Source organism: Sphingomonas glacialis, from assembly GCF_014653575.1.
Lineage (GTDB): Bacteria > Pseudomonadota > Alphaproteobacteria > Sphingomonadales > Sphingomonadaceae > Sphingomonas > Sphingomonas glacialis.
The window spans coordinates 449,928-471,263 of record NZ_BNAQ01000001.1 but is presented as its reverse complement, the minus strand read 5'-3'; the positions used below and the strand labels follow the sequence as shown (position 1 = coordinate 471,263).

The window sequence follows — 21,336 nt, the reverse complement described above, 5'->3', positions numbered from 1 at the left end:
GAACACCGAAAGGATAGTATCATGGGCGAATTCGTCGACAAGGTCAAAGGCAACGTCAATGAAGCCATTGGCAAGGTGAAGCAGCACAGCGATAATCCCGAGACGAAGGCCGAAGGCGCCGCGCAGGAAGCCAAGGGCAAGGCCCAGCAGGCTGCCGGCACCGTCAAGGGCGCGCTCGGCGACGATATCTGATCTTCGGATCATTTGCGTAAAGCGTACCGAAAGGCCGCTCCGATTACGGAGCGGCCTTTTTGGTGTTTGCCGCCATCGCAGTCAGCGTCGTTCCGGCGGTGATCGCTTCGATGTCGGTCTTGAGATGGAGCAGGCGCACGCCGGTCTCGCCCATCGCGCGGGCGAGCGCCGGGGCAAACGCCGCGGTCGTCTCGACCGTCTCTGCCCAGCAGCCATAGGCGCGGCCGAGTGCGGCGAAATCGGGATTGTGCAATCGCGTACCGGTGACGCGGCCGGGATATTCGCGCTCCTGGTGCATGCGGATCGTGCCGTAGCCGCTATTGTCGATTACGAGCACGAGCATGTCGGCGCCATGCGCGACCGCGGTGGCGAGTTCCTGACCGTTCATCAGGAAACAGCCATCGCCGGCGAGTGCGACGACGGTGCGATCGGGATGGCGGAGCGCGGCGGCGGTCGCGGCGGGGACGCCGTAGCCCATCGCGCCTGCGGTCGGCGCGAGTTGCGTGCCGGGCCCGGCGTAGCGCCAGTAGCGATGCCACCAGCCGCTGTAATTGCCAGCGCCGTTGCAGATGATGCTGTCGGCGGGGAGGTGCTCGCGCATCGTTGCCACGCAGGGGCCGAGGTCGAGTGCAACGCCTGCGCGCGGGGCGGGGGTGGACCAGGCGAGATACGCAGCGTGCGCGTCGGCGCCTGAGTCGAGCATCGGCATGTCGATCGCAAGCAGCGTATCGGCGAAGCTCGTCATGTCGGCACAAATCGCCAGATCGGCGCGGTAGGTCTGGCCGAGTTCGTTCGGATCGGGATGGATATGGACGATCCGCTGGCCGGGATGGTCGGGCGTGATTAGCGTATAGCCATCGGTGGTCGCCTCGCCGAGCCGGGGCCCGGCGACGATCAACAGGTCGGCCTCGCGGATTCGCGCGACGAGCGCTGGATTGGGGCCGTACCCGAGATTGCCCGCCCAGACCGGCGATTCGTTCGCGATCGCATCCTGGCGGCGGAAGGCCGCAGCGACGGGGACGCCCGATCGCTCGGCCCAGGCGGCGAAATCGCGCGCGGCGGCTGGCGTCCAACCCGCGCCGCCGACGATCGCGAGCGGACGCTCGGCCGCGCCGAGCAGGGCTGCGAGGTCACACATCTGGACAGGATCGCATGCCTGGACGACGCGCTCGACGCGCGGGCGATCGAGCGCTGCGACGTCGTCGAGCAGCATGTCCTCGGGCAGCGCGAGCACGACCGGCCCGGGCCGCCCCGACATCGCGACGTTCCACGCGCGCGCGACATATTCGGGGATGCGGCGCGCATCGTCGATCTTCGCCGCCCATTTGGCGATGGGGCCGAACATCGCGGGGAAGTCGATTTCCTGGAACGCCTCGCGGTCCTTCGTCCCGCGATCGACATCGCCGATGAACAGCACCATCGGCTGCGAATCCTGCATCGCGACATGCACGCCGATCGAGGCGTTGGTCGCGCCGGGCCCGCGCGTGACGAAGGCGACGCCGGGGCGCCCGGTCAGCGCACCGTCGGCGCACGCCATGAAGCCGACGCCGCCCTCCTGCCGGCACACCACCAGGTCGATCTGCGGCGTGTCGTGGAGCGCGTCGAGCACTGCGAGGAAGCTCTCGCCGGGGACGGTGAAGATTCGATCGACCCCTTGCGCGACGAGTTGATCGACGAGGATGCGCCCGCCGGTGCGGGGGGTGGGGGAGGTGGTCATCGCCATTTTGTAGCGGGGCCGCGGCGGCTTGGGTAGGGCTCTGCGGGGCCGCAAGTGGCGTGAGAAACGTCGCATTCCCCGGCGAAGGCCAGGGCCCAGTTGCGATGGCGGTAAGGGGAACAGTCGCGCGCCCGATCGGCGACGCCGCGACTAGGCCCGGCCTTCGCCGGGGAACGATGTGCGGCGAGCGGGCGGCTATCTGTCGAAAAATCTTACAGCTGCAACCTTGCGGCTATCGGCGTTAACTAGTTGAAAGCGCGAGAAACCGGGATTTCTCAAAACTGGCACGCGGGGTGCACTACTCTGTGTACGCCGAGCGATAATCGCTTCAGCAGGGCGGGCCAGCGCTACAGAGCGCGGCCCGCCCGACCCGGCATCCTCACTTCTCGGTCGAAACGCCCTGTTCCTCGAGCAGTGCGGCGAGCTCGCCGCTCTCGTACATCTCCATCATGATGTCCGATCCGCCGACGAATTCGCCCTTCACATAGAGCTGCGGGATCGTCGGCCAGTCGGAGAATTGCTTGATCCCCTGGCGGACGCCCTGGTCCTGCAGCACGTCGACGCTGCCGAACTCGGCGCCGAGATGGTTGAGGATCGCGACCGCCCGGCTCGAAAAGCCGCACTGCGGGAAGAGCGGGCTGCCCTTCATGAACAGGACGACGTCGTCCTTCTGGACGAGTTCGGCGATGCGGATCTGGTCTGGATCGGTGCTCATAGGTTTACTCCTGGACTGGTACGGCGGTGGTCAACTGGAGCGCGTGGAGCACGCCCCCCATCTTGTCACCGAGCGCGGCGTAGACGGCGCGCTGTTGCTTGAGGCGGGGCAGCCCGCGGAAACTTTCCGACACGACGCGGGCGGCCCAATGGTTGTTGTCGCCCGCAAGATCGGTCATCTCGACCTGCGCGTCGGGGATTCCCGCGACGATCAGCGAGACGATCTCATCGGCGGCCATCGGCATTATTGCGACCCCATCAACTGGCGACGCGCCTCGACGGTCTTTTCCTCGATCGCGCGGCGAATCGCCGGCTCGTCGATCTCGACACCTGCGGCGGTCAAGTCGCTGACGAGCTTGCGGATCACGTCCTCGTCGCCGGCTTCCTCGAAATCGGCCTGCACCACGGCGGTGGCATAGGCGTCCGATTCTTCCTTGGTCAGCTTCATCTGCGTTGCCGCCCATTGCCCGAGCAACCGGTTTCGGCGCGCCACGATCCGGAAGGCAACTTCTTCGTCGCGGGCATATTTGGTTTCGAAAGCGCGCTCGCGATCGTCGAAAGTGGTCATGGTCGGTCCCCTTGGGCCTGTCGAAATAGCGCCTTCGAGATAAGCGTGCTGCAGGGCATGCGCAACGCCCGCCGCGCGGCTTCGCATCGAAAGCAACTTTGTCGCATCTGAATCGCTTGCTTGGCCGTAGCCGGGACAGCCCGCATCGGTTTACACGCAATCGATCGCTTCACTGTCCAAAGCCGGGATTTCGACCATCAATGGCCACATTGCCCGACCGATCCTCTCCGCCAGACCTGGCGCCGTCGCTGCCCGAGGCGCACCGCACGCTCAAGGTATGGGCGACGGGCGATGCGCGGCGTTCGGGCTGGCGGCAATGGCTGGGCTTTGCCGGGCCGGGGTTCCTGGTCTCGGTCGGCTATATGGACCCGGGCAATTGGGGGACCGATCTCGCTGGCGGAAGCCAGTTCGGCTACAGTCTGCTGTGGGTCATCCTCGCGTCGAACCTGATGGCGATCTTCCTGCAGATCCTCTGCGCGCGGCTCGGGATCGTGACGGGGCGCGACCTCGCGCAGTCGTGCCACGATTATTATCCGCGGCCCGTCGCGGTGGCGCTGTGGCTGCTGTGCGAGATCGCGATCATCGCCTGCGATCTGGCCGAGGTGGTCGGCTCGGCGGTGGCGCTCAACTTGCTGCTCGGGCTGCCGCTGGTGTGGGGCGTGCTCGTCACCGGGCTCGACGTGCTGCTGTTGCTGCTGCTCATCAACCTCGGCTTCCGCAAGATCGAGGCGGTGGTGATGGCGCTGATCGCGACGATCGCGTTGTGCTTCGTCTACACGATCTTTCTCGCCAAGCCCGACTGGAGCGCGGTGGCCTTGGGGGCGGTGACGCCGGCGATTCCGAATACCGCTGCGTTGCTGGTGGCGCTCGGCATCCTCGGCGCGACCGTGATGCCGCATAACCTCTATCTGCACAGCTCGATCGTCCAGACGCGCGCGGTCGGGCGCACGCCGCGCGACGTCAAGGCGGCCTTGTGGTTCAACACGCTCGATACCGTGCTCGCGCTGGGCGCCGCGTTCTTCGTCAATGCCGCGATCCTGGTGCTGGCGGCGGCGGTGTTCTGGCGCTCGGGGATCGTGGTGGATGATCTGCGCCAGGCGTTCGAGTTGCTGCGCCCGGCTTTGGGCGGCGTGGCGGCGACGGCGTTTGCGCTGGCGCTGCTGGCCTCGGGGCAGTCGAGCACGATCACGGGGACGCTTGCCGGGCAGATCGTGATGGAGGGGTTCCTGCGGATTCGCATCGCGCCGTGGATCCGCCGGCTGGTGACGCGCGGGATCGCGATCGTGCCAGCCTTGGTGGTGATCTCGGCGAGCGGGGGCAAGGATACCGTCGCGCTGCTCGTGGTGTCGCAGGTCGTGCTGTCGATGCAGCTGCCGTTCGCGATCTTCCCGCTGATGATGGTGACGAGCAGCCGCGCGCGGATGGGGGACTATGCCAATCCGCTATGGGTGAAGGTCGTTGGCTACGCGATCTGCAGCGTGATCGCGGCGCTCAACGTCTATCTGCTGTGGGAGACGATCGGGCCGGTGTGGGTCGGCGTGATGGCGGCGGTGGTGGTGGTGTTTGCGCTCTATGTCTGGGTGTCGGAGCGCCGGGTGGCGGCGGGGCGCGTAGCCAGTTCGTAAGCCGCTTTCGCGTCTTCGCGTCTAAAAGAAGGCTGGTTCACGCGAAGGCGCGAAGACACGAAGAGCGACGCCTCTGCGTCCTCCGCGCCTCTGCGCGCAAAAAAGAAGATGGTTCGCGCAGAGGCGCAGAGGACGCGGAGCAGAAGAAGAGAAAGTTGCATGGCCTGGGGCCGACGCTCCCTCCGTCGTCACCCCGGGCTTGTCCCGGGGTCCACCGTACCGTACCCGCTGCCGATGAGGCGTATGGGGGACGGTCGACCCCGGCACAGGGCCAGGGTGACGGAAGGGGGCCTCAGTCCGCTACCTTGACCACCAGCTTCCCGATCGCGGCCCGCGCCGCCATCTTGGCGATCGCCTTGCCGCCATCCTCGAATGCGAAGGTCTCGGTGACGCGCGGGGCGATCTTGCCGTCCTGCCACAGCTGGAAGAGCCGCGCGATGTGTGCGGCGTTGGCCTTGGGATCGCGTGCGGCGAAGGCGCCCCAGAAGACGCCGCAGACGTCGCAGCTCTTGAGCAGCGTCAGGTTGAGCGGGAGCTTGGGGATGCCGGCGGGGAAGCCGACGACGAGATAGCGCCCCTCCCATGCGATCGAGCGCAGCGCGGGCTCGGCATAGTCGCCGCCGACCGGATCGTAGATCACGTCGTAGCCGGCCTTTCCGCCGAGCGCCTTGAACTGTTCGGCCAGCGCCTTGGACTGGTCCTTGTCGAACGGCGCGCGGGCGTAGATCAGCGTCTCGTCGGCACCCGCATCGCGCGCGGCCTGCGCCTTTTCCTCGGACGACACTGCCGCGACGACGCGCGCGCCGAACGCCTTGCCGAGTTCGATCGCCGCCAAGCCGACGCCACCCGCCGCGCCGAGCACGAGCAGGCTCTGCCCCTCGGCGATATGCCCGCGGTCGAGCAGCGCGTGGATCGTGGTGGCATAGGTGAGCAGCAGCGCCGCACCCTCGGCGAAATCGCGCTCGGGCGGGAGCGGGTAGAGCGAGCCGGCCGGCACCGCGACCTTCTCGACCAGCCCACCGTGCCCGGTCATGCCGATCACGCGGTCGCCGACGCTCCAGCCGGTCACGCCTTCGCCGATGCTCTCGATCACGCCGGCGATCTCGCCGCCCGGCGCGAACGGGCGTTGCGGCTTGAATTGATATTTGTCCTCGATGATCAGCACGTCGGGATAGTTGATCGCGCAGGCCTTCACCGCGACCACGACTTGCCCCGCGCCCGCCACCGGATCGGGCAGTTCGTCGAGACCTAGAGTTTCAGGTCCGCCCGTCGCTTTCGACAGAAGTGCTCGCATGTGCCCGGTCTCCGCTCATCCACGGCCGGTGTTCTTTTACCCCGGCTTCGTATTTCGAAATCTGGGTATCTCTTGCCAGCGTAAGACCGATCTCGTCCAGCCCTTCCATCAGGCACTGGCGACGAAACGCGTCGAGTTCGAAGTCGAAGCGATCCTGATAGGGGGTGGTGACGGTCATCGTCTCGAGATCGACGGTGATCGGCTGGTCTTGCGCGACCTCGATCAAGCGGTCGATCGCGTCCTGCGGCAGCACGACCGCAACGATCCCGTTCTTGAAGGCGTTGCCCGAAAAGATGTCGGAAAAGCTCGGCGCGAGGACGGCGCGGATGCCCATGTCGGCGAGCGCCCAGGCGGCATGCTCGCGGCTCGACCCGCAGCCGAAATTGTCGCCCGCGATCAGCATCGGCGATCCGGCATAGCGCGGATCGTCGAAGATGTTGCCGGGGACCGCGCGCACCGTTTCGAACGCGCCCTTGCCGAGCCCCTCGCGGGTGATCGTCTTGAGCCAGTGCGCGGGGATGATGACGTCGGTATCGACGTTCTTCTGGCCCCAGGGATAGGCCTTGCCCGAAACCTGCGTCACTGGCTGCATGCGTTAGCGTCCGGTTGATGTCGGCGTGGTCGCCGCATTGGTCTTGGCGGTGGCGACATAGGCGGCCATCCCGCTGAGAATGGTGCCCATCACGAGCAAAACCAGAACGCGCTTCATACAATGCCCCTCAAGAACTCGTAACCAGGTTACGAACATCGCTCAGTCTCCCCGTGACGGCGGCCGCAGCCGCCATCGCGGGTGAAACCAGATGCGTGCGCGCACCCGGTCCTTGCCGTCCTACGAAATTGCGGTTCGAAGTGGAAGCGCAGCGTTGCCCCGGCGGCACTTTGTCGGGGTTCATCGCCAGGCACATCGAGCACCCCGGCTCGCGCCATTCGAACCCGGCGGCGAGGAAGATGCGGTCGAGCCCCTCTGACTCCGCCTGCGCCTTGACCAGCCCCGAACCGGGCACGACGAGCGCGGTGACGCCATCGGCGACGTGACGCCCGTCGGCGACCTTCGCGGCGGCGCGCAGATCCTCGATGCGGCTGTTGGTGCAGCTGCCGATGAAGACGTAATCGACGCCGACGTCCTGCATCGCGGTGCCCGCGGTGAGGCCCATATAAGCGAGCGACTTGCGCGCGGCGTCGCGCTTGGCGGGATCGGCGAAGCTGTCGGGATCGGGGACGACGCCGGTGATCGGCACGACGTCCTCGGGCGAGGTGCCCCAGGTCAGCAGCGGGGCGATCTCGGCCGCGTCGATCGTGACGACCGCGTCGTACACCGCGCCAAGGTCGCTCGGCAGCGTGCGCCAATAGGCGAGCGCCTCGTCCCAATCGGCATCTTTGGGCGCCATCGGGCGGCCCTTCAAATAGGCGAAGGTCGTCTCGTCGGGCGCGACGAGGCCGGCGCGCGCGCCCGCTTCGATCGACATGTTAGCGATCGTCAGGCGGCCCTCGATCGACATCTCGCGGATCGTCGAGCCGGTATATTCGAGGACATAGCCCGTCCCGCCGGCGGCACCGAGCTTGCCGATGATCGCGAGCGCAACGTCCTTCGCCGAGACGCCGAAGCCGAGCGTGCCGTCGACGCGGACTTCCATCGTCTTCGACTGGCCGAGCAGCAGCGTCTGCGTGGCGAGCACATGCTCGACCTCGCTCGTGCCGATGCCGAAGGCCAGCGCGCCGAGTGCGCCGTGTGCCGAGGTGTGGCTATCGCCGCAGACGAGCGTCGTGCCGGGGAGGGTGAAGCCCTGCTCGGGGCCGACGACATGGACAATACCCTGTGCGGGGGCGAGGGCATCGATATAGTCGATGCCGAAATCGGCGGTGTTGCGGGTCAGCGCGTCGAGCTGCGCCGCGCTTTCGGGATCGGCGATCGGCAGCGGACGCCCCCCGGCGTCGCGGCGCGCGGTGGTCGGCAAGTTATGGTCGGGCACCGCGAGCGTGAGGTCGGGGCGGCGGACGGTGCGGCCGTTCGCGCGGAGGCCGGAGAAAGCCTGCGGGCTGGTCACTTCGTGGACGAGGTGACGGTCGATATAGATCAGGCAGGTGCCGTCGTCGCGCTGTTCGACGACGTGGTCGGCCCAGATTTTTTCGTACAAGGTGCGGGGGTGGTTCGCCATAAGGCGCTCGCCCTAGCCGAAAGATGCGCCGAGGCAAAGCTTTGGATGCCGGAAGTTGCGCCGCGCGCAAGGCGGCGACTGCGCGTACCCGTCGGTACGCGCAGCCCCGCTCCCTCACTTTGCAGTGATAAAGGGGTCCCAATTGACGTAATAGGAGATCGGGCGGAGCTGCCCGACCGTCACCTTGATCTGGATCTGATAGGTCTGGTGGCCGACATTCATCGCCTGACCGATCCAATAGGCGCCGACCGGTTCGGTACCGATCGGCGGTTGCTGCTGTGGATAGCCCTGCGAGCCGAACACCGACCCCTGCGACACGGTGAAACCGGTGATGATCACGGTATCGCCGCTGCCGGGATTGATCGGCACGGTGTTGAAGCCGATCAGCGAGCCGACCGGGACGACGGTCGACAGCTCCATCTGGCCTTCGTTGGTGCTGCCGTTCGAGACCTGATTGTCCATCATATAGACGCCGTGGCTGATGTTCTGGCCCTGCTGCGAGGCGACATAGGCGGTGTCGACCGCGATGGTAACGAAAGCCTGGGGCTGCAGCACCGCCGTCTGCACCAGCACGAGGTTGGATGCGCTCATCATTGTGACGATTCCTTTGCGATTTCGAGAAGATCGGACCGGGCGCGCGTCGCGCGCTTATTTCACCGCCATCGACGGGTCGAAATTGATCGTGATGCCCGCGCTGCCCGGCTGCTTCTGGGCGTTGATCGTGACTTGGTAAGCATCCTGACCGGTCGCCTGGACCTGGCCGACAAAGGCGCCGGTGCCGTCGGCTTGCGGCTGGCCGCCCGCGCCCCAGATGTTGGCGTTGCCGATCGCGGTGAGCGTCGGGACGACCGTGCTGGTCGCATCGATGTTGTAGACGTTCCATTGGATCGTCGAGCCATTGGTCACCTGCGTCAGCAGGTTGGGCGTGCCTTCGTTGGTGCTGCCCGCGCCGACGCGGTTGTCGACGGCATAGACGCCCCTGGTCGAGCCGTTCTGGATCGCGTTGATATCGACCCAGATCTGGATGAACACGGTTGCCGAGCTTGCCACTCCACTCTCCTTCGCTGCGTGATGGGGAACGCGGTGCGCGGCAGCGTCGGGGAAATCGGGTCCGATCGCTGTCGCGCAGGGCTTAGCCGACGCAAAAGGCGCGCGCAGGCGATGTTGGCTCCGAAACGACCCGAACCACGCGCGCGCGCGCGGACGACGGCGGGCGGTCCTGGATATTTCCGCTGCACAACGGATGCGATTGTTCGCAAAGGCGCGTCGCGCGCGTGCGCGGCTCAGCGCGCGGGCATCGTCCGGTTCAGGAAGGCGACGCTGTCGGCGAGCACCGGCGCCTTGCCGCGGAACGGCACCGACAGCGCCATCGCGACATTCTCGTGGTTGATGCCGGGATAGTTGCGGAACTCGACTGCGCCGCCCTGTGCTTTCAGCGCAGCCGTCAGATGGATCGCGTTGCGCGGGCGGACCTCGGTGTCCTCGGTCGAGGTGACGAGCAGCATCGGCGCGGCGTCACCGCGCGCGAAGTGGATCGGCTGCGTCATCAGCGGGTCCTTCGCGCCCTGCATCGCGTCGATCGAGCGCTTCTTGTCGAACGGGTAGAAATCGTACGGGCCCGACAGGCCGACCGCGGCCTTGATGATCCTGGGGTCGACTTGCTCGGCGGCGAGCCAGCGCGAGTCGAGCGTCAGCATCGCGACGGTATAGGCGCCCGCCGAATGGCCGGCGACGCCGATGCGGGTCGGGTCGCCGCCAAACGCTGCGATGTGGTCGCGCGTCCATTTGACCGCCTGCGCGCCGTCCTGGAGCATCGCGGGGAAGCGGATCTGCGGGACCTTGCGGTAATCGGGCACCACTACGACGAAGCCGTTTCGCGCAAAGGCGCGCGCGGCGAAGGCGTAGCCCTGGCGTGTGCCCGCGACCCAGCCGCCGCCGTACCAGAAGATCAGCACCGGGCGCCTGGTCACCGGGCCGGCGGGGCGCCACACGTCGAGCGTCTGGCCCTCGCTCCCGAAGGGGATCGCGGTGCCGGCGCGTTCGGTGCCCGAGCCGCCGCCCATCGCCGCGTCGAGCAAGCTGAGCTGGCCGGGCGGCGAGACGAGCGCGTAAAGCGCTCCTCCGGCGACGACGAGGAGCAGCACGATTCCCGCCAGTGCCCAGCGGATCATGCGCGATGATCTGCGGTGATCGTACCCGCTGCGGCGAGCTCGGCCTCATGCGCCGCCTCGCGCCAGCTTTCGGTGAGCGCGGCGCTTTCCCATTCGCGCATTGCCGGATGCTCGAGGATGTGCGCGACCCACGCAGCGCCCGCGGCGCCGACATCGAGGCCATAGGTGCGCACGCGGAAGGCGACGGGCGCGAAAAAGGCATCGACCGCGCTGAACGTCGGGCCGGCAAGCCACGGCCCGCCGAAGCGATCGAGCCCCTCGGCCCAGAGTTCGGCGAGCCTGGCGATCTCGCGGGCGAGCGCCGGGGTCGGGGCGGGGGGGCTGACCCGGACGCCGACGTTCATCGTATAGGCGTTCCGCACCGCGCCGAAGCCGCCGTGCATTTCGGCGGTGGCACATTGCGCCCAGCCGCGCGCGGCTTCGTCGTCCGGCCAGACGCCGGGGTGCCGCTCGGCGAGATAGAGGACGATCCCGAGCGAATCCCACACGGTGCGGTCGCCGTCGAGCAGCACGGGGACCTGGCCGGTCGGCGAAAACGCCCGGAAGGCGTCGTAATTGACGGCTTGCGTGAAGGGTTCGAGCCGATCCTCGAACCGAATCTCGAGCGCGCGCAGCAACAGCCACGGCCGCAGCGACCAGCTCGAATAATTCCGGTTCGCGGTGATCAGCGTGTAGCCCATCGCCTTACACCGCGTACTGCGCGGTGGTCTTGGCGGCGATCTCGTCGGCGGTCACGCCCGGCGCCATCTCGATCAGCTTGAACGGCGACTGATGGTCGGGCCGCTGGAACACCGCGAGATCGGTGATGACCATGTCGACGACGTTCTTGCCGGTCAGCGGCAGCGTGCAGGCCGGGATGAACTTGGGGTCGCCGTTCTTCGAGCTGTGCTCCATCACGACGATGATCTTCTTGACGCCGGCGACGAGATCCATCGCGCCGCCCATGCCCTTGATCATCTTGCCCGGGATCATCCAGTTGGCGATGTCGCCATTCTCGGCGACTTCCATCGCGCCGAGCACGGTCAAGTCGATATGCCCGCCGCGGATCATCGCGAAGCTCTGGTCCGAGCCGAAATAGGCCGATTGCGGCAGCTCGCTGATCGTCTGCTTGCCGGCGTTGATCAGGTCGGCGTCTTCCTCGCCTGCGAGCGGGAAGGGGCCGATGCCGAGCATGCCATTCTCCGACTGGAGCGTGACGGTGACGCCCGCGGGGATATGGTTGGCGACGAGCGTCGGGATGCCGATGCCGAGGTTGACGTAGAAGCCGTCCTGCAATTCGCGCGCGGCGCGGGCTGCCATTTCGTCACGAGTCCAAGCCATTATTTCTCTCCAGAATTGGTGGGCGTCCAGCGCTTGTCGGCGGGGAAGACGTCGTCGATCCCCCCTTTCAACGCGGTGCCGTAAACGGGGTTGGGCATGACGAACCAGAAGCGGCCCCACATGCCGTGGATAGGAGGCGACGAGGCCACCGCGCGGCGCTGTTGCGGGGTGCCGGTGAACAGGTCGGAGAAGTCGCCGAGCTGGTCGCCGCCCATCGCCACGACGCAATAACGCGCGGCGATCGCCTGGCGGCGGGTGTCCTTGCCCGAGCCGCTGCCGAGATCGCCCTTCAGCCACAGCGTTTCGCCGTGTTTGGCGGTGCCGAGGCCGGCATGGCCGATCGCCTGTTCGGTGAAGCTGGCGGTCGCGGCGGAGCGGTTGGTGTTGAAGACGACCGTCACGCCCATCGCGCGAAGCTCGTTGACCGCGGCGATCGCGCCGGGGACGGCCTCGACGCGGTCGACGCCGGCTTGCTCCCATTGCTGCCACAGCGCTGCGTCGTAGGGGCGCCCGGGGTGCCGCGCGTCGTCATATTCGAAGCCGAGGTTGAGCAGCAGCGTCTCGTCGACGTCGAACACGACCGCGCGGGGGCGGTCGCCGCAGGGGATGGTAGCAGGCTGGTCGAGCGTGGCGCCGGGCTGGAGGACCGCCGAGGTGCGGTCGCTCATCGCCTTGGGATCGGCCTTCTCGCTCGCGATGCGGCGGCGGACGGCGTCGACCAGGACGTTGTAGGCCTGGTGGTCGAGCGCGGCGGCTTCGCCCGAGCCGTAGAGGAATTGCATGCCGGGGGGGATGGTGGGGGCGGCTGATACAGGCGCGACGGGTGCCTGTGGCACGGTCGTACACGCGGACAGCATCAACGCGAGCGCTGCCGCTATCCCCCTCCCGCTTGCGGGAGGGGTTAGGGGAGGGAATGACCTGGAAGCTTGGGCGACGCCCGAGACAGGCCCTCCCCCAGCCCCTCCCGCAAGCGGGAGGGGGGAAGAAGAAGCGAGGTGGTTCACGCCGCCTCGCGGACGGTGCGGAATTCGATGCGCTTGTCGTATGGGCTGCCGATGATCATCCGCTTCACATAGATTCCCGGCAGATGGATGCAGTCGGGATCCAACGACCCGACCGGGACGATCTCCTCGACCTCGGCGACGCAGATCTTGCCCGCGGTCGCCATCGGCGCATTGAAGTTGCGCGCGGTCTTGCGGAAGATGAGGTTGCCGCTCTCGTCGGCCTTCCAGCCCTTGATGATCGACAGATCGGCGCGGATGCCGCGCTCGAGGATGAACTCCTCGCCGTCGAAGACCTTCACCTCCTTGCCCTCGGCAACGAGCGTGCCGACGCCGGTCTTGGTGTAGAAGCCGGGGATCCCGGCACCACCCGCGCGGCAACGCTCGGCGAGCGTGCCCTGCGGGCAGAATTCGACCTCGAGCTCGCCCGAGAGATACTGCCGCTCGAATTCCTTGTTCTCGCCGACGTACGAGGAGATCATCTTCTTGACCTGGCGCGTACGGAGCAGCTTGCCGAGGCCTTCGCCGTCGATGCCCGCATTGTTGCTGGCGATCGTCAGGTCCTTGGTGCCGGCGTCGCGGATCGCGTCGATCAGCCGCTCGGGGATCCCGCACAGCCCGAACCCGCCCGCGCAGATCGTCATGCCATCATGGAGCAACCCGTCGAGCGCTGCTGCCGCATCGGGATAGAGTTTCTTCATGATGCATCGACTCCTTGTTTTGGAGCGCGATAGGCGGGGCCGCGGCATCGATCAATAAGGGGGGATCAATATGCGAGGCGCAACCCCGGCCGCGGCCATTCCATGCTCACGAGTTGCCCGGTGCCCGACAGCGTGATGTAGGCGGTGCGCATATCGGGTCCGCCCCAGCAGATGTTGGTGGTGAACGGATCGGGCGTGGCGACGAAATCGACGAGTTCGCCCGCAGGCGAGATGACCGAAATTCCGCTCTCGCCGATCGTCGCGACGCAGATGTTGCCGCATTCCTCGACGCCGAGCGAATCGAAGAATTTGTAGCCCGCGGGGCGATAGAGCGGGATGCCGGGTCCACCGAGGCCGGCGGTGAGGTCGACCTCGCCCGGCGCGGTGATGTCGAACGCCATCAGCCGGCAGGTATAGGTCTCTGCGGCGTAGAGCCGCTTGCCGTCGGGCGAGAGCCCGATGCCGTTGGGGTTCTCGCTCGGGAAGATCACCTCGGCGAGATGGCGCCCGTCGGCGTGCGAATAGAAGATGCCCGTGACGTCACGCTCCCGCTCGCGCGTTTTGCCGTGGTCGGTGAACCAGAAGCCGCCGGCATCGTCGAACACGATGTCGTTGGGGCCGCGCAGGCTGCAGTGGAAGTCGCCGTCCTTGTAGAGCACCTCGACCTCGCCGGTCTCGATGTCGATCCGCTCGATCCGCCCGCCCGAATAGTCTTCGGGCTGGCCGTGCGGGACGAGCAGGCCGCTCGGGGTTTCGACATAGTGGAAGCCGCCATTGTTGCAGCAATAGAGCTTGCCGTCGGGCCCCAGCGCCAGGCCATTGGGGCCGCCGCCGGGTTCGGCCACGGTGGTCTTGGTGCCGTCGGGATGGACGCGCGTGATGCGGCCGGCTTCGATCTCGACGAGGATGACGCTGCCGTCGGGCATCGCCACGGGGCCCTCGGGAAAGCGCAGGCCGGTCGCCAGGGTGGTGAAAGTCATCGCTCCGCTCCTGTTTTTTGGGGCAGCCTATCCCTCCTGCCGGGGCGAGCAAGCAAGCACTTGACTACAGACGTAATCGATACGATTACATCCGTAGTCATTACGGAGAGCGACTCGTGGCCGAACGCATCAGCGATGCCGAACATGCAGTGATGGAAGTGTTGTGGGACGAGAGTCCGCTGACCGCACAAGACGTGGCCGAGCGCATTCCCGACACGCGCGAGTGGAGTGCCAACACCGTCAAGACCTTGCTCGGGCGTCTGCTCGCCAAGAGCATCATCGCGCATGAACAGGATGGCCGACGCTATCTGTATCGTCCGCTCGTGAAGCGGGAAGACTATGTCGCGGGCGAATCGCGCAAGTTGATGGATCGGCTGTTCGGTGGCAGACTGAGCCCGCTCGTCGCGCACCTCGCCGACCGCGATGCGCTCACCGCACAGGATATCGCCGAGATCGAAGCACTGCTCAAGGAGCTCAAGGCATGACCGACTGGATCTCGCCAAGCTGGCTGATCGAAGCGCTGATCGGATCGAGCGTATTGATGGTCGCGGTGCTGCTGTTGCGGCGCCCGGTGCGCAAGGCGTTCGGCGCCGATGTCGCCTATGCGCTGTGGCTGCTCCCGGTGCTGCGGCTGGCGCTGCCGCCGCTGCCAAGCGCGTGGCATGACGCGGCCGTCGCGCCGGTGCTGCACGCGACCGAGCAGATGAGCGTGCTGTTCGCCGAGCCCGTCGCAGCCGCGACCGCGGCGTCGGCGCCGGCGCAGGAATGGCTCGTTCCCGTGCTCGCCGCACTGTGGATCGCGGGGGCGGGGGCGTTCGTCGCGTGGCATGCGCTGGCGCATCACCGCTTCTGCCGGCGGATGCTCGACCAGGCCGCGAGCAGCAAAGAGCATGGCGGCGTGTACGTGATCGAAACGGGCGCCGCGAGCGGTCCGCTCGCCTTCGGGGTGTGGCGCCGCTACGTCGCCTTCCCGCACGATTTCGCCGAGCGCTTCGAAGCCGAGGAGCGCGATCTCGCGCTCGCGCACGAGCTTGGCCATCATGCGCGGGGCGATCTGATCGCCAATTGGGTCGCCTTGGTCGTGCTCGGGCTCCACTGGTTCAATCCGATCGCCTGGCGTGCCTTCCGCGCGTTCCGCGCCGACCAGGAAATCGCCAACGATGCGCGCGTGCTCGCCGGCATGAACCCGATGCGCCGCCACACTTATGCCTGCGCGATCCTCAAGGCGGCGCATCCGAGCTTCCTCGGCGGTACGGTGTCGGCGACCTGCCATCTGCACACGATCGACGATCTGAAAGGGAGGTTGAAGATGTTGACCACGACCAGGACGTCGCGCACCCGGCTGCTGGCGGGGGCAGGAATGCTGACGCTGCTCGCCGCGGGTGGGCTTGGCCTCACCGCCTCGGGCACCGCCGCCGCCGCCAAGGTGCGCAGCACCGTCGAGGCGGCCACGGGGGTCGATCTCGCGAGCCTCGACCAAGCGGTGGCCGCCCCGCCGCCGGCCGCCGCCGTCCCTACGGCCCCGCCTGTCCCGGCCGCGCCACGCCCGGCACCGCGGATGCGCGAGCACGTCGAGGCCTCGGACACGCCCGGCCCGGGCCTGCCGCCCGCGCCCGAGCCGCCACTCCCGCTGTCGGACGTCGCCGATGGCGTTCCGCCCGCGCCGCCTGCACCGCCGATGCGCGCGACTGGCAAGTCCGGCCCGGGTATGACGACGACGATGGTCACGGTGACGAAGGACGGCAAACGGGTCGTCCGCTATGGCCGCTACGTAAAGCTCAACCGCGACGGCAGCGCGACGCTGGTCGGGGAGATCGGGGCGATGCCGCCGATCCCTGCAATGCCTGCGAGGCCTGCGATCGGATCGATGCCGCCCATCCCGCCGATGCCGCAAGTCTCCTCGCGGAATTGCGGTCCGCGCGGCAAGGACGGAACGATGGTGATCAAGGAGCGCAGCGCGATCCGGCAGCGCATCATCATCTGCACCGATCGGATTGCTGCCGCGGCCGCCAAGGGCGCTGCGATGGCTGCGAACAGCAAGGACATGGAGCGCAACGCGTACAGCCATGCGCTCGACGGGCTTAACCGCTCGCGCGCGCACGTCATGGCGTCAGCGGCAATGACTGCCGCGCAGCGCAAGGAAGCGCTTGCCGGTATCGATACCGCGATCGCCGAACTCGAAGCGGATCTCGCGCACGCCCGATAAGACCTGGCGGGAATGGCCGGGCATAAGCTCCGACGGGTCGCGCCCTTGCCTTCGCCGGCGCGACCCGCCATTTCGATGCGATGATCGAGCAAACCCCCGGCGTGCCCGAGCAGCTCGAGCCTCTTGTCGCCCGCCTGCTCGCGCCCAATCCGTCGCCTTTCACGCACACCGGCACGCAAGTGCATCTGGTCGGGACGACCGATCTCGCGGTGATCGACCCGGGACCCGACGACCCAGCGCATATCGACGCGATCGTCCGCGCGATCGCCGGGCGGCCGCTCCGCGCGATCATCATCACCCATACGCACCGCGACCACAGCCCCGGATCGCGCCCACTGGCCGCCGCGATCGGCGCGCCGATCGTCGGCTGTGCGCCGCTCGCGCTCGACGACGCAGGGATCCGCGCCGATGCGGCGTTCGACCGTGGCTATGCGCCCGACCGCGTGCTCGCCGAGGGGGACAGCGTATGCGGGGAGGGGTGGACGCTGACCGCGCTTGCGACGCCGGGGCATACGTCGAACCATCTCGCCTATGTCCTGCCCGAGGCGCAGGACGGCGCGGGGGCGCTGTTCAGCGGCGATCATTTGATGGGCTGGTCGACCAGCATCGTCTCGCCCCCCGACGGCAACATGACCGCGTATATGGCGAGTCTTGAGAAGCTGCTCCCGCGCACCGAGCGTCGCTATTATCCCGCGCACGGCGACCCGATCGAGAACCCCCAGCGCCTCGTTCGCGGGATGTTGGGGCACCGCAAACAACGCGAGGGGCAGATCCTGCGCAGCTTGCGCGACGCGCCCGCCGCGATCGGCGAGATGGTCGCGCGCATGTATGTCGGGATCGATCCGCGGCTGTTCCCCGCCGCCGAGCGATCGGTGCTCGCGCATCTGATCGACTTGCGCGACCGCGACCGCGTCGCCGAGCACGGCGGGATCTGGAGCCTGACGTCATGACCTTCATCGGCAAGTTCGCCGCGGCGCTCGCGCTGATTGCGCTGTTCATCCTCGGGCTGGTGTGGGGCATCGGCGCGCTGGTCGAGCACAAGCTCGCCGGCCCCGATCCGGTGACGATCGCGAGCGGCTCGCTCGAGGGCTTACGCGAACAGAACCGGCTCTCGGCCTTCGCCGCGCGCTTCGTCGCGGTGTCGACCTCGACGCAATCGCAATTTGGGCTGCAGGCGAAGAAGACGCTGATCATGCCCGGACTCGTCGAATATCATGTCGACATGGGCCGCCTCAGCAAGCGCGACGTGACGTGGGACGCCAAGACGCGGACGCTCGGCGTCGTGCTGCCGCCGGTCGAGGCATCGGCGCCGCAGATCGACCTGACGCAGATCCGCGAATATGGCGAGGGCGGCATCCTCTCGACGATTACCGATGCCGACGCGCGGCTCGAAAAGGCGAACCGTGCCGCGGGGCAGCGCGAGTTGGTGCGCCAGGCGAGCGGCGCGGTGCCGATCCGGCTCGCGCGCGACGCCACGCGCCGTGCGGTCGAGCGCAGCTTCGCGCTGCCGCTGCGCGCCGCGGGGCTCGATGCGAGCGTCAAGGTGCGCTTCGCCGACGAAGCCAAGGACGGAAGCGAAGTGTGGGATACGACCAAGTCGATCGCCGAGGTTCTCGCCAACCGCTCCTGACGGATGTTAGCGACTCAAGCCCGCTTCGCCTGCTCGAGTTGCGTGTTTTGCCCGCTCGACTGTGATAAGACGCGCCCACGAGTCGGTTTCATCGCGGGGTGGGCATGGCAACTATCGCAGCGCCGGATACGATCGTGCGGAGCGACGATCGTTTCTTTCTCGTTACATCCTATCTCATGGCGTTGGTCGTCTTTGCGGGCTTTTCGTTTGCACTCGCGAGCGGCCGGTCGAGCTTCGCCTCGCCGCCGATCGTCCATGCCCATGCGCTCGTCTTCATGGGTTGGGTGGTGTTGTACGTCGCGCAGAACAGTTTGGTGTCGAGCGGCGCGATAGCGCTGCATCGCGGGCTGGGCTGGATCGGCGCGGGTTGGGTCGTCGCGATGGTCGTGCTCGGCACGCTCGTCACGACGCGGCTGGCGCAGCTCGGGCGCGTGCCGCCCGTTTTCCTGCCGGCGCAGTTCCTCGTGTTCGACCCGGTGCTGATCCTGACCTTCGCCGGGCTGACCGCCGCGGCGATCGTGCTGCGGCGATCGACGCAGTGGCATCGCCGGCTGCATTATTGCGGGATGGCGCTGCTGCTCGGGCCCGCGCTCGGCCGCCTGCTGCCGCTGCCGTTGCTCATTCCGTATGCTTATGAGGTCGATTTCCTCGCGGTCCTGATCTTCCCGCTGATCGGTATCGCCGCCGACATCCGCCGCTCGGGCAGCGTCCATCCGGCGTGGTGGTGGGGGCTCGGGGCGATCGTCGGGTCGACGGTACTGGTCGAGCTGATCTCCTTCAGCCCGCTCGGCGCGGCGTTCTACGCGGCGGTCGTCGCTGGAACACCCGGCGCGGCGGTCTCGGGCTATGCTTTCCCGCCATTCCCGGGAATGCCTTGATCCCGCGCGCGCGTGCGTCCATTTGACGACCTCCACGACGAGGAACTGACTATGGACGCGCGCAACGGGATCGGCGGTAGCCTGACGGGATTGGACTTGCGCGCCGAGATCGACCGGCTGCGGACCGAGCGCAACGCCGTCATCCTCGCGCATTATTACCAGAAGCCCGAGATTCAGGATCTGGCGGATTTCGTCGGCGACAGCCTCGACCTGTCGAAAAAGGCCGCGGCGACCGACGCCGATGTCATCGCCTTCTGTGGCGTGCGCTTCATGGCCGAGACCGCCAAGATCCTCAGCCCCGACAAGATCGTCGTGCTGCCCGACATGGATGCCGGCTGCAGCCTCGAGGACAGCTGCCCGCCCGACAAGTTCGCGGCGTTCCGTGCGGCGCATCCCGATCACATCGCGCTGACCTACATCAACTGCTCGACCGAGGTGAAGGCGCTCAGCGACGTCATCGTGACGAGCTCGTCCGCCGAGAAGATCCTCAGCCAGATCCCACTCGACCAGAAGATCATCTTCGGCCCCGACAAAAATCTCGGCGGCTATCTCGCGCGCAAGACCGGGCGCGAGATGCTGCTATGGCCTGGCGTCTGCATCGTCCACGAGGCGTTCAGCGAGACCGAGCTGCTCAAGCTCCAGCTGCAATATCCCGGCGCGCCGGTCGCGGCGCATCCCGAATGCCCGCCCTATATCCTCGACCATGCCGATTATGTCGGGTCGACCAGCGGGATTCTCGCCTTCGCCGATACGATGCCCGGCGACACGCTGATCGTCGCGACCGAGCCGCACATCATCCACCAGATGCAGAAGGCGGCGCCGCTCAAGAATTTCATCGGCGCGCCCGGCGCGGACGGCAACTGCAACTGCAACATCTGCCCGTACATGGCGCTCAACACGCTGGAAAAGCTCTACGCCGCGCTACGCGACCTCACCCCGCGCGTCGAGATCGAGGAAGGGCTTCGCTTGCGCGCCAAGAAGAGCCTCGATGCGATGCTGGCGATGGCGAGCGGGACCGTGGGGATGGGCGATCTTGGCCCATTACGTGTGTCCGGCGACTGATTGAGTTTATGGAAGCACCCCCGATGCTATGCGAAACCATCGGGATGCAGCGATATTTCTTCCATGTCCTGAACCAGACCTCGTACGTTCGCGACGAGGTCGGTGCCGAACTGGCGTCGCTCACGCTTGCGCGCGCGCGGGCGTCAGACGCGGCGGGGGAAATCCTGACCTCGGATCTGCGCGAGGGAAAGACCGACATCGTCTTCGACGTGCACGTCGAGGATGACGAAGGCGCGCGCTTCCTGACGGTCCACATCGTCGCGACCGTCGAGGCTGGAGCGCCGCCGCACTGACGCGCCGGCTTCGGTTATGACAGGTGCAGATAGCGCGGGTTGAAATCGCTCGCGTCGCGCAGTGCGTCCCAGTTCAGGATCTTGATCTGGCGCCGGTCTCGCGAAATGAGGCCGCGCTGCGTCAGGGCGCGCAGCACGCGATTGACGTGCACCGGGGTGAGGCCGACGGCGTCGCCGAGCTGCTCCTGCGTCATCGGCAAATCGTAGTGTCGCTCGTTCGCGCCGGTGGTGATGTGGAGCCTGACCGCCAGTTCGCACAGCAAATGCCCGACTCGACTGTGCGCGTCACGCCGCCCGACATTGACGATCCATTCGCGAGAGATCGACGCGCTGATCAATGCTTCGGTCCACAAGGCCGTGCCGATCGCCGGACGCGTCAGCGCGAGCTTGCGCAGCGCGGCCGAGTCGATCTCGGCAACGCTGCCGCGTGTCAGAGCCTGGACGTTATGATCAGACTCGCTGAGGAAGAGATGCTGCAAATCTATGAAATGCCCTGGTATCTCGATCGACACGATTTGGCGGGCACCCTCGGTCGTCAATTTCTGGCGATAGCAGAAACCCGACAGCAGGAATGTGCAGCGCGGGGTCGGCGCGCCCTCGCGCACGAGATAGCTCGAGGTTTCGACCTCGCGTCGCGTGTACGCCAAGGCGCGCATCGCACTACGGTCGTCATCGGTCAGGGTCGCGCGCGATTCGAGTCGGGTGACGATCGTCTCGAGAACAGGATCGAAATGCATTGGCCCTCCGCCGGGGCGGGAGCGTAAGCATCTCACAGTCGCCTAGGACCCTGTAGCGGTGCGCGGTATGCCGCGCTTTAGCGTGGATCGT

General features: G+C 67.0%; 25 protein-coding genes. 9 read left to right on the top strand and 16 right to left on the bottom strand.

Annotated features, from left to right (window positions below):
• Positions 1-21: 21 nt before the first annotated feature.
• Positions 22-192, top strand: a complete 171-nt coding sequence (locus IE187_RS02165; protein WP_133188708.1) for a CsbD family protein — start codon at positions 22-24, stop codon at positions 190-192.
• 43 nt (positions 193-235) lie between these two features.
• Here IE187_RS02165 and IE187_RS02160 read toward each other — a convergent pair whose 3' ends face one another.
• From IE187_RS02160 to IE187_RS02145, 4 genes are all read right to left on the bottom strand, one after another.
• Positions 236-1,909, bottom strand: a complete 1,674-nt coding sequence (locus IE187_RS02160; protein WP_189674912.1) for a thiamine pyrophosphate-binding protein — start codon at positions 1,907-1,909, stop codon at positions 236-238.
• A gap of 379 nt (positions 1,910-2,288) precedes the next feature.
• Positions 2,289-2,624 carry a Grx4 family monothiol glutaredoxin gene (gene grxD, locus IE187_RS02155; RefSeq protein ID WP_133188704.1) on the bottom strand — a complete coding sequence of 112 codons (336 nt, stop codon included), beginning with the start codon at positions 2,622-2,624 and terminating at the stop codon, positions 2,289-2,291.
• Between the two features lie 4 nt (positions 2,625-2,628).
• Positions 2,629-2,868, bottom strand: coding sequence for a BolA/IbaG family iron-sulfur metabolism protein (locus IE187_RS02150; protein WP_133188702.1), 240 nt, complete (start codon positions 2,866-2,868; stop codon positions 2,629-2,631).
• On the bottom strand, positions 2,868-3,191 hold the full coding sequence (locus IE187_RS02145) for a DUF1476 domain-containing protein (RefSeq protein ID WP_189674911.1): 324 nt from the start codon (positions 3,189-3,191) through the stop codon (positions 2,868-2,870). Before IE187_RS02145 ends, IE187_RS02150 begins: the two co-directional genes overlap by 1 nt.
• Before the next feature lie 200 nt (positions 3,192-3,391).
• Between IE187_RS02145 and IE187_RS02140 the strand changes: the two genes are divergently transcribed.
• Complete coding sequence (locus IE187_RS02140; protein WP_189674910.1) at positions 3,392-4,816, top strand: Nramp family divalent metal transporter; 1,425 nt, start codon at positions 3,392-3,394, stop codon at positions 4,814-4,816.
• Positions 4,817-5,108: 292 nt separating this feature from the next.
• Here the strand turns inward: IE187_RS02140 and IE187_RS02135 are convergent, their stop codons facing one another.
• The 11 genes from IE187_RS02135 to IE187_RS02085 form a co-directional block, all read right to left on the bottom strand.
• Positions 5,109-6,110 carry an NADPH:quinone oxidoreductase family protein gene (locus IE187_RS02135; protein WP_189674909.1) on the bottom strand — a complete coding sequence of 334 codons (1,002 nt, stop codon included), beginning with the start codon at positions 6,108-6,110 and terminating at the stop codon, positions 5,109-5,111.
• Positions 6,073-6,702 carry a 3-isopropylmalate dehydratase small subunit gene (gene leuD, locus IE187_RS02130; protein WP_189674908.1) on the bottom strand — a complete coding sequence of 210 codons (630 nt, stop codon included), beginning with the start codon at positions 6,700-6,702 and terminating at the stop codon, positions 6,073-6,075. Before leuD ends, IE187_RS02135 begins: the two co-directional genes overlap by 38 nt.
• Before the next feature lie 127 nt (positions 6,703-6,829).
• Positions 6,830-8,266 (bottom strand): 3-isopropylmalate dehydratase large subunit, encoded by a 1,437-nt coding sequence (gene leuC, locus IE187_RS02125; RefSeq protein WP_189674907.1) that lies wholly within the window; start codon positions 8,264-8,266, stop codon positions 6,830-6,832.
• A 114-nt stretch (positions 8,267-8,380) separates the two neighbouring features.
• Positions 8,381-8,857 carry an AidA/PixA family protein gene (locus IE187_RS02120; protein ID WP_206365657.1) on the bottom strand — a complete coding sequence of 159 codons (477 nt, stop codon included), beginning with the start codon at positions 8,855-8,857 and terminating at the stop codon, positions 8,381-8,383.
• 57 nt (positions 8,858-8,914) lie between these two features.
• Positions 8,915-9,316 (bottom strand): DUF8788 domain-containing protein, encoded by a 402-nt coding sequence (locus IE187_RS02115; RefSeq protein ID WP_133188688.1) that lies wholly within the window; start codon positions 9,314-9,316, stop codon positions 8,915-8,917.
• Positions 9,317-9,549: 233 nt separating this feature from the next.
• Positions 9,550-10,437 (bottom strand): alpha/beta hydrolase, encoded by an 888-nt coding sequence (locus IE187_RS02110; RefSeq protein ID WP_189674906.1) that lies wholly within the window; start codon positions 10,435-10,437, stop codon positions 9,550-9,552.
• Positions 10,434-11,117, bottom strand: coding sequence for a glutathione S-transferase family protein (locus IE187_RS02105; protein WP_189674905.1), 684 nt, complete (start codon positions 11,115-11,117; stop codon positions 10,434-10,436). The genes IE187_RS02110 and IE187_RS02105 overlap by 4 nt, the downstream gene beginning before the upstream one ends.
• A 4-nt stretch (positions 11,118-11,121) precedes the next feature.
• Entirely contained in the window at positions 11,122-11,757 is a 636-nt protein-coding gene (locus IE187_RS02100) for a 3-oxoacid CoA-transferase subunit B (RefSeq protein WP_133188684.1), read from the bottom strand.
• Positions 11,757-12,614, bottom strand: a complete 858-nt coding sequence (locus IE187_RS02095; protein WP_189674904.1) for an HAD family acid phosphatase — start codon at positions 12,612-12,614, stop codon at positions 11,757-11,759. The genes IE187_RS02100 and IE187_RS02095 overlap by 1 nt, the downstream gene beginning before the upstream one ends.
• Before the next feature lie 143 nt (positions 12,615-12,757).
• Complete coding sequence (locus tag IE187_RS02090) at positions 12,758-13,459, bottom strand: CoA transferase subunit A (RefSeq protein WP_133188680.1); 702 nt, start codon at positions 13,457-13,459, stop codon at positions 12,758-12,760.
• 65 nt (positions 13,460-13,524) lie between these two features.
• Complete coding sequence (locus IE187_RS02085) at positions 13,525-14,439, bottom strand: SMP-30/gluconolactonase/LRE family protein (protein ID WP_189674903.1); 915 nt, start codon at positions 14,437-14,439, stop codon at positions 13,525-13,527.
• Positions 14,440-14,555: 116 nt separating this feature from the next.
• Here IE187_RS02085 and IE187_RS02080 point away from each other — a divergent pair, with 116 nt between their 5' ends.
• The 7 genes from IE187_RS02080 (at position 14,556) to IE187_RS02050 (ending at position 20,508) form a co-directional block, all read left to right on the top strand.
• On the top strand, positions 14,556-14,924 hold the full coding sequence (locus IE187_RS02080) for a BlaI/MecI/CopY family transcriptional regulator (protein ID WP_133188676.1): 369 nt from the start codon (positions 14,556-14,558) through the stop codon (positions 14,922-14,924).
• The gene (locus IE187_RS02075; protein WP_189674902.1) at positions 14,921-16,645 is read left to right on the top strand and encodes a M56 family metallopeptidase; all 1,725 of its coding nucleotides are present in this window, start codon (positions 14,921-14,923) and stop codon (positions 16,643-16,645) included. The genes IE187_RS02080 and IE187_RS02075 overlap by 4 nt, the downstream gene beginning before the upstream one ends.
• 80 nt (positions 16,646-16,725) lie before the next feature.
• The gene (locus IE187_RS02070; protein ID WP_189674901.1) at positions 16,726-17,595 is read left to right on the top strand and encodes an MBL fold metallo-hydrolase; all 870 of its coding nucleotides are present in this window, start codon (positions 16,726-16,728) and stop codon (positions 17,593-17,595) included.
• A complete protein-coding gene (locus tag IE187_RS02065) occupies positions 17,592-18,275 on the top strand; it encodes a DUF4230 domain-containing protein (protein WP_189674900.1) in 684 nt (227 codons plus the stop codon). The genes IE187_RS02070 and IE187_RS02065 overlap by 4 nt, the downstream gene beginning before the upstream one ends.
• A 104-nt stretch (positions 18,276-18,379) precedes the next feature.
• Positions 18,380-19,153 carry a hypothetical protein gene (locus tag IE187_RS02060; protein WP_229839181.1) on the top strand — a complete coding sequence of 258 codons (774 nt, stop codon included), beginning with the start codon at positions 18,380-18,382 and terminating at the stop codon, positions 19,151-19,153.
• Positions 19,154-19,204: 51 nt separating this feature from the next.
• Positions 19,205-20,215: a quinolinate synthase NadA gene (gene nadA, locus IE187_RS02055; protein ID WP_189674899.1), complete on the top strand. Its 1,011-nt coding sequence runs from the start codon at positions 19,205-19,207 to the stop codon at positions 20,213-20,215.
• A 44-nt stretch (positions 20,216-20,259) separates the two neighbouring features.
• Positions 20,260-20,508, top strand: a complete 249-nt coding sequence (locus IE187_RS02050) for a DUF6894 family protein (RefSeq protein ID WP_133188666.1) — start codon at positions 20,260-20,262, stop codon at positions 20,506-20,508.
• Between the two features lie 14 nt (positions 20,509-20,522).
• Here IE187_RS02050 and IE187_RS02045 read toward each other — a convergent pair whose 3' ends face one another.
• Positions 20,523-21,245 carry a Crp/Fnr family transcriptional regulator gene (locus IE187_RS02045; RefSeq protein ID WP_189674898.1) on the bottom strand — a complete coding sequence of 241 codons (723 nt, stop codon included), beginning with the start codon at positions 21,243-21,245 and terminating at the stop codon, positions 20,523-20,525.
• Positions 21,246-21,336 lie beyond the last annotated feature (91 nt).